This is a genomic window from Sporosarcina sp. P29, from assembly GCF_002743265.1.
In the GTDB taxonomy this organism is placed as follows: domain Bacteria; phylum Bacillota; class Bacilli; order Bacillales_A; family Planococcaceae; genus Sporosarcina.
In genome coordinates this window covers 80,351-98,868 of record NZ_PDYX01000003.1, presented here as the reverse complement: position 1 = coordinate 98,868, position 18,518 = coordinate 80,351, and the positions used below count along the sequence as shown (strand labels likewise).

The window sequence follows — 18,518 nt, the reverse complement described above, 5'->3', positions numbered from 1 at the left end:
TTCCATTCTATTGTATTATGACTGCTTTGTCTAAATATTTTCAACACCCTCTTCTAAAAACATTTAATATTACACATTTGTGTCGGGATTTTTGTTTCTACCCGTCCATTTCGCAAGCAGAATTCTTCTGATGACCGCGATATTCTGGAATAATCGTACGCCAAATGCGAAAACTGCTGCCAAGTATAAATCTACACCTAAGTGTACACCAATAAAAGCAAGTGCTGCTGCTAATAGTATGTTGAAGAAAAATCCGCTGACGAATATTCGGTCGTCATACACTTGCTGAAGATAGGCTCTGATTCCACCAAATAGTGTATCAAATGCAGCGAGAATCGCAATAGTTAAATAATTATTATATACTTGCGGAATCTGTATATCCGAGAGCAAACCTAGAGAAACGCCAAGGAGGAGCCCAAGTAAGGGTAGCCACATTTTGTCATCACTCCTTTGTTTGTTCTTTTAAAAATCGATTTTCAAAACCGCCCGTCCAGCCTTGTAACGTAACGCGGTCCGTTGGTTCACTAATTGTCAAAATTAAGTCGTCCAAATAAAACTCATCTTGTATGGTAGTGGTCAGTAATTGATTGTACAATTTTTCACTTGCTTCCTTCGTAGGTGAGACGACTTTAATATCGAACGGTGGTGTAGAAACCACTTCCCCACTGACTGTCAGATTACCATTGATTTCCCGGATCCAACTCAAAGTAGTAAAGCGCTTGCCATCAATCTCCAACTCATTACCTTGTTGTTGATTCACCACATTAATAAACCAAGCCAGCAGTTCAGATGATACTGGCTCTATTTCATAACCGAACGCAATACTTTCTGGGGATGGCGCAACCTCTATTACAAATCCTGGACCAGTGGTCGGCATGAATCCCGCTTGTTTATACAATTTATCCAACGTGTCTTGCAATACACTTGCTGCATTGGCTTCAGGTGATGCATTATAAGCTGCAAGCGTCTGATCAATTCCCCTGATCTCATCCAAGAGTTCAGAGTGAATTTTCTTTTCACTTGATAATTCTTTACGAATCGCCCATAAATCCCGTGTGTCCCGTGGAGATGTAGTATTCATTGAATTATATTGTAAAGCCAATACAAATCCCACTATACCGAGAATCAACGTGAACTTCCAGTGTGTTTTTTGCTTCACTCTACCCCCCCACAATCCATCATACTTCGTCACGAATCGCAGGCAGTTGAACTTCCTTCATTTCTTCTAGTGTGACGACGATATTATCTCGCAACAAGCCATCTATGACACTGCCCTTTAAATGTAGCGCCGGAGAAAGCACTTTCGGATCCCCTACTGCTTCTATAATAAAAGGTGCTGGAAACGTTCTACCATCAACCATAATAACAGGGCCTGTACATTTTATGTACGAATTCGAATTAATCCGTTGCCCGTTGATCGTCATTCCTTGCGCACCTGCGATTTTCAATTCATTGATTACACGTAAGACGTGACTTTCATGGACGATATAATCATTCGGGTTTTGTACTGAAGGATCATAATCCGCATCTTCGAGTGTCACTTTGACCCCCGCACCTTTTGACGGAATATCTCCAAGCAATAATCGTAAATCTCGTGCTTTTTCTACAAGAACCGCATGATTCTTTTCTTTATCGGAGAAGTCTTGTTCATACGAATGCACTTGTTGTTGTTTCTCGAGTAACTCATTTGTCAATTCCTTGTTTCTTTCTTGCTGATCGATTAAATCCGCGCGATACTGTTCCTCTTGCTGAAATAAATTGGTTTGCTCTGAATCCAGCACTTGTTGCTTACTGCCAATAGTTCGATAGGAAAATGCAAGCATGAAGCCCAATACTAGAAATACGATGGAAAACACTAGTTGCTTGCCGCGCTTCTCTCTAGTTTTCTTCAGTTTCTTGCTCACTTTTTTCCTCCTTATTCATTTCTACTTCGACCGGTTTGCCCTTTGTTACGTTTGACCCTTCAGTAGGCTGTGGAAGCTCCACATCTATCGGTACTGGTTCTTTGTAGAAATCTGTATATGTTTTAAAGTACACGCCAATTTCGATGTCTAGCACGCCTTTTTCTTCTTTAGGCAATTGAGCAATGATATCTGGATAGTAGGACATTTTATCAGCAAAACCTAAAATCACTGCATGTACTTCATATCCATCACTCATAAATACGTCAATTTTATCTTCTTCTTGATAACGAAGCTCTGAGAGGAGTTCAAAAACTGTACTATCCATCTCTTGTAATTGATTGATCATTCGTTCCGTCACTTCAGGATCGGTAAAACCAGTTAGGATGGGTGCATGTGAAAGGATATCAGGATCAGTCGTTGCTAAGCGATCACCATTTTCCAACAATAGATCATATTGTGTTTGATTCTCTATATAAGCGACTGGTTCCCATTCCGTTACGTGAATGGAAACGTCATTGTAAAAATCACGTTTCACTTTAGCATCTTTCACACCAGGAATCCCCTTGATATTTTTTTCAATATCTTTAGCACGGAATCCCCACAGTGATTGTCCCTTATACAATCCACTCTGATCTTTATACTCCTCACTTTCGTGTAAAACAGTCTCATTAATAGATATTTTTGAAACATCACTTAATGAAGATTGAAAATACAACAAGGCAAGAAGAACAAGGACGAATATCACGACGAGCAGAAGAAAGCTGATGTTGGCCTTTCTTCTGCGTTTTTTACGCATGGATGGAATCCGATCTTCAATATCTATTACTTTTTCCACATCCTGTTCTCCCTTCATCCTGCCCTTTTATTCGCAGAGTAGTGTAGAATCGTTCCAACAGCTAGCCACGTGGTCAACAGCGAGGACCCTCCGTAACTAATGAAAGGCAACGTCACTCCTGTCACAGGAAGCAAACCTGAGACGACTCCCATATTTAAAAATGTTTGGAAAGTAATCATGGACACCATACCGGTGACAATTAAAAACGAATTCCAGTTGTTCAGTCGAATCGCTATACCGAATGCAGAAGCGAATAACAAGATAAACAGCAACACGATAGATGCCGCTCCGATAAAGCCGATCTCTTCTGCGATGATGGAAAAGATAAAATCATTTTGAGGTTCAGGCAAGTACAAAAACTTTTGACGACTATTCCCGAAGCCATGACCAAATAATCCACCAGGGGCAATTGCAAATAACGATTGAATACTTTGAAACCCTGTACCGAGAGGATCATTCCACGGATCAATGTAGGACTTAATTCGATCCAAACGATACGGTGCAGCTAGAATGAGTGCGATAAAAGCACCGAGTCCTGAGACGAAAAGAAAGATAAAGAATGACAATGGATAGCCCGCTAAGAAAAGAATGACAAAAGCAGATACTATCATGATGACGGCAGAGCCAAGGTCAGGTTGCAACATGATTAAAGTTGCCGGTAATAATATCCAAGCGAAATGCTGCCATTGCCAAGACTTGTCTTTATGTTTCTTCATACCGCTTGCTAATTTCCCAAGCAACGCTACCTTTACGAATTCCGCTGGTTGCAAACTGATTGGACCGAACGCAATCCAGCTTTGAGATCCGTTTCGCACCGCTCCAATACCTGGGATTAATACCGCTACCAACATGAGGATCGAAGCTATATAACAATAGGTCCAGAATTTAGGATGTGATGTTAACGGACTTTTGACCAGCACATACGCAACAGCCAAAGAAATAATCATATAAATGCCTTGCTTGACGATAAATGGAGAAGAATCTTGATAATGCACTTCTCCCCAATAAGATCCTGCCGATTGCACAAACACTAATCCAATCAGCGACAATAGTAAGGCGGTTGTTAAAAAGATTATTCGGTAGGTTCTCTCCAGCGTTCGCATCCTTCCTCAAATTAATCAGTCAGTTCTTCATTTTACTCTCCAACTATTACAAAGAATTTACAACTTCATTACTGCATCAATAAATTCGTCGCCCCGAATTTCAAAACTTTTGTATTGATCCCAACTTGCACAGCTCGGCGATAATAAAATTACATCATCTTCACAGCTACACGCATACGCCTTCTGCACAGCTTCCTGCATAGTAGATGCCTGGGCCGTCTCTGTCACACCACAGGATATTGCAAACTCTGCAAAACGCTCTGCTGTCTCCCCTATCGTCACGACAGCACGGACATTTTTCATATAAGGCCGTAATTCTTCAAACGAATGACCTCTGTCCAGTCCGCCTGCAATCAAGACGATTGGCATCTTAAATGAGGAAAGTGCACTTTTCGTCGCTAATGTATTAGTCGCTTTTGAGTCATTGTATATTGTACGGCTCTTCGCTTCACGGACAAATTGCATGCGATGGCGAACACCAGTGAAAGAACTCAATACATTTTCTATCGCTGTTTTTTCACACCCTGACAAGATGGCTGCCGCTGTTGCGGATAAGATATTCTCTAAATTGTGACGGCCCGGTAATTTAATATGCTTAATTTCTATGAAAGGTTCCCCTAACCAATAAATCCATTCTTCATCTGCTGAAATACCCTCTCTAGTTTTTCCGTGTACTGAGAAAGGAACTTTTTGAGATTCGAATGATTCTATTGCTTCTTTAATGAGCTTTTGATCCGCATTAAAAATCAGGTATTCTTCCGAAGTTTGATTGCGAGCCACTTGCAACTTCGCATCCAAGTATTCTTTCATCGACCCATGATAATCTAAATGCGCTTCATATAAATTCGTAAAAATTGCAATGCGCGGAGCAAAGCTTTCCGTTCCGGCTAATTGGAACGAAGAGGCTTCAAGTACAATTACTTCATTCGCATGCGCTTTTTCTGCCACTGTACAAGATACAGTGCCAATATTGCCAGCTATCAACGGTTTTTTCTTTGCCATATTGAGCATGTGATAAAGCAATGTAGTGGTTGTGGTCTTACCGTTTGAACCCGTAATGGCTATAATCGGTGCTTCACTGAGAATACCTGCCAGTTCCACTTCGGTCCAAATCGGGATTTTTCGTTCCACAGCACTAGCTATTAATGAATTGCTATAAGGGATCCCTGGATTTTTCACGATGAAGTCAAAATTTCGTTCTAGTAAATCACTTGGATGCCCTCCACCAATGACTTCAATTCCTTGAGTTTGAAGCTCTATTGCCTCTTCATTTCCTTCTAGCGGCTTAGAGTCGTTGACTACCACTTCCGCACCTAGACGTTGAAGTAAACCTGCTGCTGCCACTCCACTTTTCGCTAGACCGACTACAAGTACTTTTTTCCCTATGAATTGTTCTGTATTCTTCATCTACATGACCTCCAAAAAGACCGGTACAAGGGCAGCAAGCAATGCCACACCCCAGAACACAATCACTACTTTCCATTCAGACCAGCCTGATAATTCAAAGTGATGATGAATGGGACTCATTTTAAAGACACGTTTTCCAGTCAATTTAAAGCTGATAACTTGAATGATGACAGAAAGCGTTTCGACTACGAATACAATTCCGATGATCAACAACAGTAATTCCTGTTTAATCAATACTGAAATCATAGCGAGCGCACCGCCTAATGCCAATGAACCTGTGTCTCCCATAAATACTTTCGCAGGTTTAATATTAAATAACAAAAACCCAAGCATTGCGCCCGCTACAACGAATGCGAATAACGCGATATCGTTTTGCTCATACGCTAAAGCAAATACTCCGAATGCAGAGAATGCGATAGTCGATGTACCTCCAACGAGACCATCCAATCCATCCGTTAAGTTGACTGCATTTGAAAAACCTACAAGCCAAAAGACCAAAAATGCCACATAAAACACACCTAGATCTATTCCAAATTCCGTGAAAGGAATCATTACCGTCGTTTCGAATGGTCCGAGTTTCAGTAAGAAAAAGGCAACGATCGCAATGATGATCTGTCCGATTAATTTCTGAAGTGATGTCAATCCTAAGTTGCGTTTCGCGACGATGATAATAAAGTCATCTAGGAAGCCGATGATTCCGAAACCGATCAGCACGATCAATAACACAATCGTATGAGTAGTTAATGTGTCGTTTATGTAAGATAAAGTGAGTGTTGAAATTAATATGGAAAGAAGGAAGATGAGCCCGCCCATCGTGGGAGTGCCTGCTTTCTTCAAATGCGCTTGCGGACCCTCTTCCCGTATGCTTTGACCAAATTTCAACCTTCTAAGTAATGGGATGATGATCACCCCGATAATCGCTGATACGAAAAATGAAACAGCGATTATCGTTACTGTAGTGCCGAGTGTCATGTTAAGTTCTCCTTCTACTATCAATTGCGTGGCAATGAAGTACTGCTTATTCTGTGTACAAATGAATGGTGTCCTCTACCGTCATCAAAGTATTGGGAGCGGGTAACTGTCGAATCACTTTCTTACCTTTTCCATGCCACTTCATTTTGAACGTATAATTTTGAGACAGCAATTCTTTTTCATTCATTCCAAGTAAATCGGGTGAACGGAATGTTATCGCGTCCCCCCATCGGTATTCTTTTTCCAACTGTTCTTTTCTTCTTTCGATGTTAGCAATCGGTGCAATTTCTTCAATGATCCGTCCAACAATCGGTGCAGCAATGACGCCTCCGAATTGAATAGAGTTCTTTGGACTATCGATAGCAAGGTATACGAGTAGTTCAGGGTCATCTGCAGGGGCGAAACCAATGAAGGAGACGATATAGTCACCATCTTTGTAGCGACCATTCTCAACTTTCTGTGCTGTCCCTGTTTTACCACCTATTCGTAGTCCGTCTGCAAAAGCATTACGACCTGATCCATTTGCCACAACGGATTCAAGCGCGTAACGCACTTTAGCTGATGTTTCTTCGCTGATTACTTGTCTTTTCAATTCAGGTTCAAATTCTTTTATTGTCTTACCTTCAGAGTCCTTTATTGATTTTACAATATAGGGTTTATAGAGTTTACCGCCATTAATCGCTGCGGCAACTGCTTGCACTTGTTGGATTGGGGTGACAGAGATTCCTTGCCCAAACGAAGTGGTTGCCTGTTCAACCGGACCAAATGCTTCCTTGGAAAACAAAATACCTTTCGATTCTCCAGCAATGCCTGATTCTGTTGAGCTTCCGAAGCCGAATTCACGAATATAGCGATCTAATCTTTCACTACCAAGTCGCTGACCCATCGTAATGAATCCAGGGTTACATGAATTTTCTACAACTTCCAAAAATGTTTGATCTTTATGACCTTCTCGTTTCCAGCATCGTAATCTGGCGTTTGCAACGACTTTGTAACCAGGGTCATAAAAACTTTCATTCTCCAAATCGATGACGTCTTCTTCCAAACTTGCTGCCAATGTCAGAATTTTGAATGTGGAACCTGGCTCGTATGTCATCCATACAGGCAAATTCCGGTTATAGATAGTGGAATCCGCTGATTGGTATTCACGTGGATCAAATCCAGGTACGGATGCTAGCGATAATAATTCTCCTGTTTTTGGATTCATTATAATAGCAAGAGCCTGTGTTGCATCATATTTCTCCATCGCCTGGATCAGTTCACGCTCTACAATTTGGTGCATTTTCAGATCGATAGTCAGTTCCAAGGTCGAGCCGTCTTTTCCGTGTTCGAAGCTATCCTCTACATGGGGTAATGCAATTCCTTTAGCATCAGTGAACAGTCGCACTTTGTCCCCTGTTCCGTTCAGAATCTCATCATACGCATACTCAATACCTGCCAAGCCGTTGCCGTCATAGCCGGTAAAACCAATCAAACGTGCCAACAGATCATCGTATGGATAATGGCGGACGAAATCGACACCTACATACAAGCCGGCTACTTGCAGTTTCGTAATCTCATCCCCCTGCTCCTTCGTGATGTTTTTTCCTTCCGGAGCTAATTTCACCATATATGTTTTTTTCTTAAGCTTTTCTTCCAACTTTTCTGGCGGCATGTTAAGGATTTTGGCAATTGCAGGTATGTCGTTGGAAATGTCAGGATTTTGAGCTGGCATGAAATACAGTGTAGGCGCTAGTTTATTACCAACGATCAATTTACCATTTCGGTCTGTAATATTTCCACGCATAGCGCCAAAAGGTATTTCAATATCCCAATTTTCTTCTGCTTTTTCTTTTAGCCATTCATGCTTGATGATTTGGACGTGGAATAGTTTTCCTATAACGAGTAATAGACAGATAAGAAAGCACAAGAAGGCTGCACGTAAACGTTTTTTTGACTGCATATCAATAAATGAACGCAATGACTCACTACCTTTTTTTCTATTAAGGTATGCTGTGAAATCGTACGCTATACATTAGCCGCCCATGATTTGCTCCTCTTCGTTCTCTTCTTTATCTTCATTACTTTTCTTTTTATTATACTGCTGCTCAGGCGTCCGAAGCTCAACGACAATCGGATCTTTCTTGTTTACTAACGTTCCTTCCGTTACGCTTTGTCCAATCACATACCCTTCACCGTTGATTCGAATATCCAACTTTGAAAGGTTTGTAAATGAGAGCACCATTTTTTTAGACCAACCTGTCATATCTGGGAATGTCGTATCCCCTTTTGTTTCCAATAAAACAATTGAGTCCTCCGTTAATTTCGTGTCAGCTTTTGGTATTTGTTTAGTTACTTTGCCGCCTTCACCGATTAACACAGTTTGGAAGCCGTCCTCGACTGCTAGAGAAGCAGCCGTTTCTGCATCTTCTCCTTCATAATCCCCAACTTTTTTCACGGGAATCACTTGTTCATCATCTGGCGCTATGTTCAAATATTTCAAGCTGTTTTCCATAATCGGATTAAAGACTTTCGATACAGGGTCAGACCCTAGTTCTCCTGCTTTTAGTTCAGGTTGCTGAACAGTTACATAAACTAGGAGCTGTGGGTCATCAATCGGCGCCATTCCAAGGAACGAGTATAAGTAGTTCCCGGAGCCAGACATATACCCTTTTCCTTCTGTTTTAGGAAGTTCGGCTGTACCGGTTTTACCGCCTACTGCGTAATTTTCCAGATGATACTTTTGTGCAGTACCATTTTCTGAAGTCACTGTTGTCGCAAGTATTTCACGCACTTCTTTAGCCGTCGCTGCGGAGATTGGTGTGCCGTTTTCTTCAGGTTCATGGTTCTCCAACACTTTGTTCGTATTCGGATCAATGATTTGGTCGATCACATATGGTTTCATCATCACACCGTTATTCGCGATAGCTGAAGCGGCTTGGATCATCTGTAGTGGTGTAACTGTAGATCCTTGTCCATAGGAAGTAGTCAATCGTTCAGCCGGATAATTATCTAGCACAACACCTGGCGCTTCATTTGGCAAATCGATTCCAGTTTGTTTGCCAAAACCAAATTTATGAACGTATTCAATGAATTTCTGATCGCCTATTCTTTCTAGTAAGTATGCCATTCCCACGTTAGAGGAACGTTGCAATCCTTCCATGAAAGTAATCGTGCCCCAGCCATCCACTTTCACATCTCTAATCACTCGGTCGTAGATTCGATACGATCCAGATTTAAAATATTCATCCGGCTCCCATTTACCTTCTTCCACCGCCGCAGCCAGTGTGAACATTTTCATAGGAGACCCTGGTTCAATCGTCTGCTCAACTGCATCATTCAACCAGTTTTCTGTCAAACCTTCTCGCGTCATTGGGTTAAACGTCGGCCGTTGACTCATGGCCAGGATTTCACCCGTTTTAGGATTAGACACAAGAACTAGCATTTTCTTCGGAGAATATTCTTCTTCAACTTGATCCATCGCTTCTTCTACGAAGTTACTAATTGTCTTATCTAATGTAAGTTTAATCGTTTGACCATCTTGAGGTTCTTCAATTTGTTTGCTTGCGGTGGGCAATAAATACCCCCAACCATCTGATTGGTAATTCACTTTTCCGTCGACACCTGTTAGTTGCTTGTTATACGTTTTTTCAAGCCCCATTTTCCCTTTGGTAACGGTTAAGTTGTTTTCCAATTCTTCTTTCTGGGCAAAGCCCACTAAGTAAGAAGCAAATCGACCGTTAGGATAGAATCGTTTTTTACCTTCTACAAACAAAATACCCGATAATTTTTTCCTATCGAGTTCTTCCTTCATTTTCATCATCGTTTCGCGATTAAGATCTTTGCCTGCACGACCAAACTCAATTTGCCATGCGCCTTCTCTAGCATTTTTCATTTTATCGTAAATTTCACGTTCTTTTAGCGGCAAATACTTCGCTAAAACTTTCGCCGTTTCTTTATAATCGACTACGTGATATTTCTTTTTGCTGTTTTTACTTGCAGCTTCGTTCACTACAGCCACCACATGGTAGCTTAATGTATCCGATGCTATCGGCACATCATTTCGATCTACAATTGCCCCGCGACTTGCTTGTAAAACTGCATTTCTTTCATATTGGTTAGAAGCGATCTTCGCTAATTCTTTACCATCTACTTGGCCCGTCATCTGAATAAAAAGAATTCTGCCGAATAATATGAAAAAGAGCCCTCCGAATACTACAAACATTAGAAAGGCTCCCCATTGAAAGCGAAACTTCTTCATCGTCCAGGTACGACCTTTACGTTACCTTCGTTAAGGTTCAAACCATTCTCTTGTGCTTTTTTCCAAATACGTTCGTAAGTGGATTTGTCACTCACTTGAATGGACAATTCATTATTCTGTTTGGCAGTATTTTCAATTTCAGTATTCATCAACTGCACTTCTTTATTTACAGCGTTTATATCAGAATGTGTCTGTAAGAGCATAGATGAAGATCCGATTGTAAATGCTGCAAATAAAGTGAACAATATCTTTTCGCCCTTAGAAAAACGTTTTTTCACACGGCGCACAACCTGTGGCTGGTTTTGGTCTGTATGTTGTTCGATCTCCGGTGTCTGTGACGTATTTAAGTTCCGTTGTTCTAGTCCCATGGCTCGTTTCCCCTTTTCTATTTTCTCTCTATAATTCGTAACTTCGCTGATCTGGCACGTTTATTATGTTCTATTTCTTCATCTGTAGGGATGATCGGCTTTCGTGTAATAAGACGAAAATCTGGATCCATGCCCTCAGGTATAATAGGTAAGTTTGGCGGCAATTCCGGCATAGAAGAAGCTTCCTTGAAAATAGTTTTACATAAGCGGTCTTCAAGTGAATGGAACGTAATGACGCTAATCCGACCATTTTCACGTAATAATGTAAGCGCATCAGTTAAAGATTGTTCAGCTGCTCCCAACTCATCATTGACCGCAATTCGGATCGCTTGGAAAACACGTTTAGCAGGGTGGCCTCCAGTTCTTCTGGCTGCTGCTGGAATACCTGTTTTAATAAGCTCAGCTAGTTCTCCCGTTGTACGTATAGGCGCATTGGCGCGTGCTTCTTCAATTTTACGAACGATTTGCTTTGAGAACTTCTCTTCACCATAGCGGAAGAATATTCTGACCAAATCTGAATACGACCATTCATTGACTACTTCATAAGCTGTCAATGGCGCAGATGTATCCATACGCATGTCCAACGGTGCATCATGATGGTAACTGAAGCCTCGCTCAGGTGTATCCAATTGCGGAGAAGAAACTCCTAGGTCATATAAAATTCCATCTACATGAGAGATTCCCAATTTTGCTAATTCATTTTTCAAGTCTTTAAAGTTGGCATGTACGAAGTGTACTTGTGCTGTAAAGTTCGCTAGTTTTTTTTGCGCTGCTTCAATTGCTGTCATATCTTGGTCGAAGCAGATTAGTTGTCCTTCAGATGAAAGTAGTTTGGCAATTTCTTCACTGTGACCTGCACCACCAAGTGTGCAATCCACATAAATGCCGTTTTCTTTTACATTCAAGCCTTCGACGGCTTCATGCAGTAATACTGTTGTGTGGTTAAACATGGTTATTCCGCCTGCTTTCAAAATTCAAAATCAATAAGGTTTTCTGCAATGTCATTGAATGATTCCTCTGACTCCTCGTAATACGCTTCCCACAGTTCTGCAGACCAGATTTCAATCCGGCTGGATACACCGATAATCATACAGTCCTTTTCAATCTTTGCGAATTCTAGTAAGTTTGCAGGTATATTGACTCTCCCCTGCTTATCCAAACTTGCTTCGCATGCTCCTGAGAAGAAAAAACGAGTAAATGCACGAGCATCTCTTTTTGTAACCGGCAACGCTTTCAATTTTTCTTCAAGCTTTTGCCATTCATCCAGTGGATATCCAAACAAGCAATTATCCAGTCCACGGGTTAAAATAAAGCCTTCTGCTAATAGCTCCCGAAATTTAGAAGGAACGATCAGTCGACCTTTCATATCGATTGAATGCTGATACTCACCCATGAACATATAATTCACCCCACTGTATGAAATAATGTACCACATCCCCCCACTTTCCTCCACCCACTATGCCATTTTTCTTCGCATATTTTTTAAAATGTGTCAATAGTACTTCTTTCTGATTTACTTTCTCGCCCGTATCCCGAAAAAACCACTTTTTTCGCAATTTTCTCTAGTTATTATCTTTCAACATTTTCCAGAAACAATCGGAGAGTCAACTGGTAAGTACGGAAGGCTAGAAGCTCCTGTTAGTGATGATTCAAGTCAGCAGGGAAAGCGAGGGTGAGCAACAGATCACTTACTGAAGTTAGTATGGGATATAGTGTTGTATTTAAACTTATGTACGTTTGTTTTTAGATCCAGTTCACCCATAAAAAACATCAACCTTTTCTTCGCTTTATAACATGAAGTGCAACGAAAGAGATTCAACTCCCAGAAAAAATCTACAAAAGAATCTTTTACACACAAACAAAGCCCGCCATTCATAGAACGAATGACGGGTTTAAGTGGTTTCTTATAAATAGACTAGCTGATGCGATCCATTAAACGTATAAGGTTGTTGTAGTAACTCGTCAATCAACCCTTCACCGAACTGGTTCATATAAAAGTATGGCGAGTAGAGACGCTCCTGCAGGGAACCTTCTGGAAATAGCTGTTCTGAAATCACATGAAAACGCTCGTATTGCACGTGATGCTTAAGCAAAATCGTCTGCTCTTTTTTCTTCAGTAAATAATCGAACTGACTATTATGGAATTGTAAGTTTTTACTAAGTAATTGAATGAGTCCTGGATCTGTTGCTTCTAGGTGGGACTGCAACTGTTCATATTGCGTTTGTAATTGACTCTTCGTTTCTGTCAACAAACGATCGAATTGTTCATCTCGTTGTTGCTCTAACCATTTCTCCAGAAGTTCCGGTAGTTCATGATTCATTACTTGGTTTATTGTAATATCCGTAAGCTTTAGTGCTTCCTGGACTTGTCTGTTGACCAAAGTAATGGAAAGCCTTGGTACGATTACCGGCATATGAATTCCCATGATTTGAAATGCTTCTTTCAATAAAGACCAATAGGCAATTTCACCAGGTCCACCGACAAATGCTAAAACAGGGAACACGAGATCTTGCATAATAGGTCTTGTAGCTACGTTGTTACTTAGCAACCAAGGCTCGTTTTTTGCAAGATAATGCATTTCTTGTTCTGTAAAAGTTACTCCTGCTTGCTCATTGACAAATTTGCCATCTTTTCTTCGGAGTATTACCCTGCCTGTATCATGAACATAAAACAGATTGGCGTCTTGCTCTTCCGATTCAATTGGTTTTGCATAGCCGTAAGCGTGAAGCTGTTGTTCTGTATAGTAAATGCTTTTCGCTATGGCTTCTGAGTTTTCAATCATCTGTGAGAAATAAGGCGATTCCAATTGACGCAATGGTTTATAAGCGGCGTCCATAAATAATAATCCATGCTCAGTAAATAGTTCATTCATCAGTGCAGTGAAAAAATTCGTGAAATTCTGTTGTTGTTCTACCGTTTGCAGCACATCATGCAATAATTTTTGCGTATAAGATGTCTCTCCATAGCTTTTAAAAATCTTCTTAATGTACGCGGTCATTTCCTTTTGATCATAATACGTGTCTGAAGCCATCGTTTTTAAAATGGTAGGTTGTTTAAACTGCCGTTTGATCGCTTTTCCTGCCTTTGCAGTATATGTATGATTGATTTCATTGATATCATGATCTTCCCCAGCAATCCAAAAAACTGGGACTACAGGTTTCCTGAGTAATTCTCGTTGTTTTTGTGCCAATAATATTACGGATATAGCTTTGTGAACAGAATATAAAGGCCCTGTTAAAACCCCCGCTTGCTGTCCGCCAATCACTACCAACGCATCTTTAGACAGCTCTTGTATATACTGAGCAGCCAAGTCTGATATTCCAAATGGCAACATATAATTTTCTACCGCAGCAGCTAGCTGCTCTCTTTGAAAAGAACGTCGCTGTAATTCTTCTGCTCTGTCTTCATACCCTACAGTTGTCATTTCATATTCAAAAAATCTATGGAAAAATTGTGGATCGTGACGATACGCTTCCATCAATTTATTCTTTTTTGGCAACTCCATTGTGTCCAAGTCCATCTCACAAACTCCTTTATGTACCATACTACCGCAAGTATATCATCTCCTCCGAATAGGTTGAATAGATACGCTTATGAGTACTCATTAGTTCACGTAGCGGATGATTTGTACCGTAATTCCAACAATAAACAGTAAAAAGTAAGCTACTGTTAAGAGTAGAAAATACGCTCGCCATGTTCGACGTAACACCCAAGATGTACGAAATTCTTTTTCCCTAGATCGTTCTATAACTGCAAATCCGATAGCAATCAAACACAATACTCCGATTAACAAGATAGGTACCCAAACATCCCAAATCGCACGAATCAAAATTAAAACGGTAAGAACCATAAACGGCGTAGTCCAGTCTACCGCCCATCCGACTCTCTTTTTCTTAGGTAATCCTATTTTTTTTGCAACAATAATTAATACAACTAAAATAATAAAAGGGAACAATAATAACGCTCCGAGTATATTCGTCAACATCCTCCACATTCACTCCTGTTTATTCCAAGCAGTGCAGTCTCAAGAATTTGCAAAAACGGAGCACTGCCACCTTTTTGATTAATTTCTTTCAACACTGCTGTTAAAATAGTTTCAATTTCCATATTCCGTCCTTTTATTCTATCTACCAGCATAGAAGACTGATTATCCGCTGTTTTACGGCATACTTCTTCTATATCTTTATAGCTCAATAGATCGCTATACTCTTCAAAGTTATTGAGCAATTCCTCACACAACTGGCGGAATAACAACTGGAAGTAAGGATTGTCTAATAACTGTCCATTCCTGATTTCCAACAATGCCGTCAGTGGGTTGATCGCACAATTGATTAGTACTTTACGAAATAATAACTGTTTTGCATTTTGTTGCCTAGTAATAGGAAAGTTCTGTGGGTCAATTTCTTGCATCCATTGTATAGTTGGCGCAATTTTGTCATTTTCCACAATGTTAATAGGTCCAATACCGTTATGTGAAACTGTCCGATCATCTATTCTTGCCGCACCATGCTCGACTGTCGCGAATGACACATGCCCAAGTGAATACTGCTCAATCAGCGACAAATGTCCAATTCCATTTTGAATGAACAATAAATTTGGTTGTATAGGTAGAGCGCTAATTTCGGAGAGTACAATAGGCAATGCATCATACTTCACAGCAATAATCCATAACGCATCTGTTGGCAACTCTTCAATATGTACTGTTGATTCAACTTCGTATGTACTATTTTCTGGCCTTCTCACAAGACCACCACGTAACTGCTTCGCTTGTTCCTCTCGCCTTACCCAGAAACTGACATTTGCTTGGTGTTGAGCTAAATAAGAACCGATCAATAATCCAATAGATCCCGCTCCTACCACTACAAATCGCATAGTTTTCCTCCTTAAAAAAGAGACCCAGTGAAGGCGTCTCTGTTGGTACGTTTTATTATACAGGATAGACAGGATGTTTTCTCGAAGAATTCGTAATTTGTTTCGTTTCATAATAACTAAATCTCTCAGCAAGCACGGACCGTAGATTATGAGGCGCAACCACTTCATCAATGATCAATTCTGAGGCCATTTTATAGACATCGATTTCTTTTTTATATTCTTGTTGCTTTTCTTTAATAAATGCAATTCGCTCTTTCGGATCTGCAATGGCTTCGATTTTATTCGAGTATACCGCATTGACAGCTGCTTCAGGACCCATGACGGCGATTTGCGCAGTTGGCAACGCGATACAGACATCTGGCTCGAATGCAGGACCAGCCATTGCGTACAAGCCCGCTCCGTATGCTTTACGTACAACGACTGAAATCTTCGGTACAGTAGCGGAGCTCATTGCCATAATTAACTTCGCACCATGTCGGATAATTCCTTGTCTTTCCACTTTCGTCCCAATCATGAACCCCGGCACATCTGCAAGGAACAACAACGGAATAGAGAATGCATCACATAATGTAATGAACTTCGTTACCTTATCCGCTGAGTCCACAAACAGCACGCCCCCCTTAACTTTGGGCTGATTCGCAATGATCCCTACAGGACGTCCGTCAATACGCGCAAGAGTCGTTATGACTTCCGATGCAAACAACTTTTTGATTTCAAAAAGGGAATTGTCATCCACTAATTGATCGATTGCCTCATGCATATCAAATGGAGCATTCTGGTTTTCGGGAATGATTTCTTCCAATGAACGCCCTTGCTTCACCTCGCGTGGTTCTGCAAATTTCGCAGACGCTTCAAAATTCCCAGGGAAGTAGGAGAGATATTTACGAGCTTCTAAAATTGCATGCTCCTCAGTATCTACTAGCACGTCACCACAGCCACTTACTGTACAATGCATGCGTGCCCCACCCATTTCTTCCAGTGTTACTTTCTCACCTATGACTTTTTCAGCCATCCGTGGTGAACCTAAATACATCGAGGCGTTGCCTTCTACCATAATGACAATATCACAGAAGGCCGGAATATAGGCACCGCCTGCTGCCGAGGGCCCAAATAGAAGACAAACTTGTGGGATGACACCCGATAAGCGCACTTGATTATGGAATATGCGGCCAGCTCCACGACGATTCGGGAACATGTCTAGCTGATCTGTAATACGTGCACCTGCAGAATCCACTAGATAAAGTAATGGCACACGAAGCTTTTCAGCCGTTTCTTGGATACGGATAATCTTTTCTACTGTTCTCGCACCCCAAGATCCCGCTTTAACTGTAGAGTCGTTAGCCATGACACACACTGTTTGACCATCGATTTTCCCCGTAGCTGTAACTACTCCATCTGCCGGTAAATCTTTAGCTTCGCAGTTCGCAAATTTACCATCCTCGGCATATTTACCTTCATCAAATAAAAGACGTAACCGTTCTCTGACGAATAACTTACCTTGTTGTTCTAATTTTTCATGATACTTTTCTGCACCACCCGCCATCACATCAGCAGTGAGTTCTTGCAGTTTTTCATTATACGCTGTCTTTGTTGTTTCATTAGTCAAGGAACTTCCCACCTTTCGTTACGATTGAATGGTAACTAACACTTCATCTTCATCTACAAAATCGCCTTCTGTGCCGTGGATCTTACTCACTGTTCCATCCACTTCAGCTTCTAGTGGAATTTCCATCTTCATGGATTCTAAAATGACGACAACTTGTCCCTTCGTCACTGTATCTCCTTCTTTCACTTCAATCTGAAAGATTGTCCCTGCCATAGTTGCTTTTACTTCTTGCATACTATCACTCCTTCTATTCTAAGTGCTGACACTTGCTGAAAATACTATCTTTACTAACTAGTGTATCTTATTCATGAAACCGTTTACAAGTAAATTTTAAACAGTCCCGACAGTGTATGCCTGTCGGGACTGGAAGTTTACTTACTTTTCGTTAAAAATCTTTGAACCGCTTCGTGATGCGCGTCACTTTCCCAAAGAACGGAGCAGACACGCGCCTCTTCTTGCATAGCGTGCTCCAGCCCGTTTGCTTTCCATTTCCTAGTGGCGATCGATTTATACGCACGGTGTACATTTCTATGTACTTTTAGCTGAGGAGCCAGAAATTGATCTAGCGCTGCTTGTGTATCCCCTTCATACACTTCAGTTGCCCAGCCAAGCTCTAGTAATTGTTCAGGTGAATGAATGCTCGCTATGCTTGTAAACTGCAGTAAACGGTCATGTGGGCCGTTTTTCTCGAATAACAGTGTGGCTCCTCCCCAACCAGCCGTAATTGCTAGCGTACCTTGAATGAATCCAGCTCTTGCATGCGATGCAACCAAACGATAATCACAAGCCGTTGCCAGTTCACAGCCGCCACCAACCGCTGCACCATTTACTAGCGCTATTGTCGGCATCGGCAATGTCGCGATTCGATATAAAATACTAGCCCCCCTGCTCAGCATCGGGAATGCATCCTCCGAGGTCTGAAAGCCGTGAAAATCACTAAGATCACCGCCTGAACAAAATGCCAAGTCACCTTCTCCTGTAATGACAGCGAAAGAAACTTCAGGATCATCCTCGATTTTATCTAGAAAGGATTCAAGCCCTTTCATGACATCATAATTTACCGCGTTTCGCATTGCAGGACGATTAATTGTAAAATAAGCTATTGATTGATCAATCTTTATAGAATAAGACAAAAAAATTCCCCCTTTTTCATTTAGCATACCATTTTTGTACAAAACAAAAAAGACTACCTTGAGCCATGGTCTCAAGG

At 41.1% G+C, this 18,518-nt stretch carries 18 protein-coding genes; all 18 read right to left on the bottom strand.

Annotated elements, in window-relative coordinates:
• Positions 1-69: 69 nt before the first annotated feature.
• Entirely contained in the window at positions 70-435 is a 366-nt protein-coding gene (locus tag CSV68_RS04090) for a small basic family protein (RefSeq protein WP_099633101.1), read from the bottom strand.
• A gap of 7 nt (positions 436-442) precedes the next feature.
• Positions 443-1,159, bottom strand: coding sequence for a DUF881 domain-containing protein (locus tag CSV68_RS04085; protein ID WP_099633100.1), 717 nt, complete (start codon positions 1,157-1,159; stop codon positions 443-445).
• 19 nt (positions 1,160-1,178) lie between these two features.
• Entirely contained in the window at positions 1,179-1,904 is a 726-nt protein-coding gene (locus CSV68_RS04080; RefSeq protein ID WP_233190376.1) for a DUF881 domain-containing protein, read from the bottom strand.
• Positions 1,879-2,739: a cell division protein FtsQ/DivIB gene (locus tag CSV68_RS04075; RefSeq protein ID WP_158233489.1), complete on the bottom strand. Its 861-nt coding sequence runs from the start codon at positions 2,737-2,739 to the stop codon at positions 1,879-1,881. The genes CSV68_RS04080 and CSV68_RS04075 overlap by 26 nt, the downstream gene beginning before the upstream one ends.
• 14 nt (positions 2,740-2,753) lie before the next feature.
• On the bottom strand, positions 2,754-3,842 hold the full coding sequence (ftsW, locus tag CSV68_RS04070) for a putative lipid II flippase FtsW (RefSeq protein WP_099633098.1): 1,089 nt from the start codon (positions 3,840-3,842) through the stop codon (positions 2,754-2,756).
• Positions 3,843-3,899: 57 nt separating this feature from the next.
• Positions 3,900-5,249 carry a UDP-N-acetylmuramoyl-L-alanine--D-glutamate ligase gene (gene murD / locus CSV68_RS04065; RefSeq protein WP_099661519.1) on the bottom strand — a complete coding sequence of 450 codons (1,350 nt, stop codon included), beginning with the start codon at positions 5,247-5,249 and terminating at the stop codon, positions 3,900-3,902.
• On the bottom strand, positions 5,250-6,221 hold the full coding sequence (gene mraY, locus CSV68_RS04060; protein ID WP_099633096.1) for a phospho-N-acetylmuramoyl-pentapeptide-transferase: 972 nt from the start codon (positions 6,219-6,221) through the stop codon (positions 5,250-5,252).
• A gap of 46 nt (positions 6,222-6,267) precedes the next feature.
• The gene (locus CSV68_RS04055; RefSeq protein ID WP_099633310.1) at positions 6,268-8,163 is read right to left on the bottom strand and encodes a penicillin-binding transpeptidase domain-containing protein; all 1,896 of its coding nucleotides are present in this window, start codon (positions 8,161-8,163) and stop codon (positions 6,268-6,270) included.
• 72 nt (positions 8,164-8,235) lie between these two features.
• Positions 8,236-10,425, bottom strand: a complete 2,190-nt coding sequence (locus CSV68_RS04050; RefSeq protein ID WP_233192856.1) for a penicillin-binding protein — start codon at positions 10,423-10,425, stop codon at positions 8,236-8,238.
• A gap of 32 nt (positions 10,426-10,457) precedes the next feature.
• The gene (gene ftsL, locus CSV68_RS04045) at positions 10,458-10,829 is read right to left on the bottom strand and encodes a cell division protein FtsL (protein ID WP_099633094.1); all 372 of its coding nucleotides are present in this window, start codon (positions 10,827-10,829) and stop codon (positions 10,458-10,460) included.
• A gap of 17 nt (positions 10,830-10,846) precedes the next feature.
• Positions 10,847-11,779, bottom strand: a complete 933-nt coding sequence (gene rsmH / locus CSV68_RS04040) for a 16S rRNA (cytosine(1402)-N(4))-methyltransferase RsmH (protein WP_099633093.1) — start codon at positions 11,777-11,779, stop codon at positions 10,847-10,849.
• 17 nt (positions 11,780-11,796) lie between these two features.
• Positions 11,797-12,228 carry a division/cell wall cluster transcriptional repressor MraZ gene (gene mraZ / locus CSV68_RS04035; RefSeq protein WP_099633092.1) on the bottom strand — a complete coding sequence of 144 codons (432 nt, stop codon included), beginning with the start codon at positions 12,226-12,228 and terminating at the stop codon, positions 11,797-11,799.
• Between the two features lie 505 nt (positions 12,229-12,733).
• Positions 12,734-14,350, bottom strand: coding sequence for a bacillithiol biosynthesis cysteine-adding enzyme BshC (bshC, locus tag CSV68_RS04030; protein WP_158233488.1), 1,617 nt, complete (start codon positions 14,348-14,350; stop codon positions 12,734-12,736).
• 84 nt (positions 14,351-14,434) lie between these two features.
• Positions 14,435-14,815 carry a DUF3397 family protein gene (locus CSV68_RS04025; RefSeq protein ID WP_158232985.1) on the bottom strand — a complete coding sequence of 127 codons (381 nt, stop codon included), beginning with the start codon at positions 14,813-14,815 and terminating at the stop codon, positions 14,435-14,437.
• A complete protein-coding gene (locus CSV68_RS04020) occupies positions 14,809-15,702 on the bottom strand; it encodes a ketopantoate reductase family protein (protein ID WP_158233487.1) in 894 nt (297 codons plus the stop codon). Before CSV68_RS04020 ends, CSV68_RS04025 begins: the two co-directional genes overlap by 7 nt.
• Positions 15,703-15,757: 55 nt before the next feature.
• Complete coding sequence (locus tag CSV68_RS04015; protein ID WP_099661581.1) at positions 15,758-17,245, bottom strand: acyl-CoA carboxylase subunit beta; 1,488 nt, start codon at positions 17,243-17,245, stop codon at positions 15,758-15,760.
• A gap of 81 nt (positions 17,246-17,326) precedes the next feature.
• Positions 17,327-17,542 (bottom strand): acetyl-CoA carboxylase biotin carboxyl carrier protein subunit, encoded by a 216-nt coding sequence (locus CSV68_RS04010; protein ID WP_099633088.1) that lies wholly within the window; start codon positions 17,540-17,542, stop codon positions 17,327-17,329.
• Positions 17,543-17,679: 137 nt separating this feature from the next.
• Positions 17,680-18,441, bottom strand: a complete 762-nt coding sequence (locus CSV68_RS04005) for an enoyl-CoA hydratase/isomerase family protein (RefSeq protein WP_233192855.1) — start codon at positions 18,439-18,441, stop codon at positions 17,680-17,682.
• Positions 18,442-18,518: the final 77 nt, after the last annotated feature.

Excerpts from the sequence above, each read along its gene's own strand:
- CSV68_RS04090 (WP_099633101.1), bottom strand. The coding sequence starts at position 435 with ATGTGGCTACCCTTACTTGGGCTCCTCCTTGGCGTTTCTCTAGGTTTG.
- ftsW (WP_099633098.1), bottom strand. The coding sequence starts at position 3,842 with ATGCGAACGCTGGAGAGAACCTACCGAATAATCTTTTTAACAACCGCC.
- murD (WP_099661519.1), bottom strand. The coding sequence starts at position 5,249 with ATGAAGAATACAGAACAATTCATAGGGAAAAAAGTACTTGTAGTCGGT.
- mraY (WP_099633096.1), bottom strand. The coding sequence starts at position 6,221 with ATGACACTCGGCACTACAGTAACGATAATCGCTGTTTCATTTTTCGTA.
- CSV68_RS04055 (WP_099633310.1), bottom strand. The coding sequence starts at position 8,163 with ATGCAGTCAAAAAAACGTTTACGTGCAGCCTTCTTGTGCTTTCTTATC.
- CSV68_RS04050 (WP_233192856.1), bottom strand. The coding sequence starts at position 10,425 with ATGTTTGTAGTATTCGGAGGGCTCTTTTTCATATTATTCGGCAGAATT.
- ftsL (WP_099633094.1), bottom strand. The coding sequence starts at position 10,829 with ATGGGACTAGAACAACGGAACTTAAATACGTCACAGACACCGGAGATC.
- rsmH (WP_099633093.1), bottom strand. The coding sequence starts at position 11,779 with ATGTTTAACCACACAACAGTATTACTGCATGAAGCCGTCGAAGGCTTG.
- mraZ (WP_099633092.1), bottom strand. The coding sequence starts at position 12,228 with ATGTTCATGGGTGAGTATCAGCATTCAATCGATATGAAAGGTCGACTG.
- bshC (WP_158233488.1), bottom strand. The coding sequence starts at position 14,350 with ATGGACTTGGACACAATGGAGTTGCCAAAAAAGAATAAATTGATGGAA.
- CSV68_RS04025 (WP_158232985.1), bottom strand. The coding sequence starts at position 14,815 with ATGTTGACGAATATACTCGGAGCGTTATTATTGTTCCCTTTTATTATT.
- CSV68_RS04020 (WP_158233487.1), bottom strand. The coding sequence starts at position 15,702 with ATGCGATTTGTAGTGGTAGGAGCGGGATCTATTGGATTATTGATCGGT.
- CSV68_RS04015 (WP_099661581.1), bottom strand. The coding sequence starts at position 17,245 with ATGGCGGGTGGTGCAGAAAAGTATCATGAAAAATTAGAACAACAAGGT.
- CSV68_RS04010 (WP_099633088.1), bottom strand. The coding sequence starts at position 17,542 with ATGCAAGAAGTAAAAGCAACTATGGCAGGGACAATCTTTCAGATTGAA.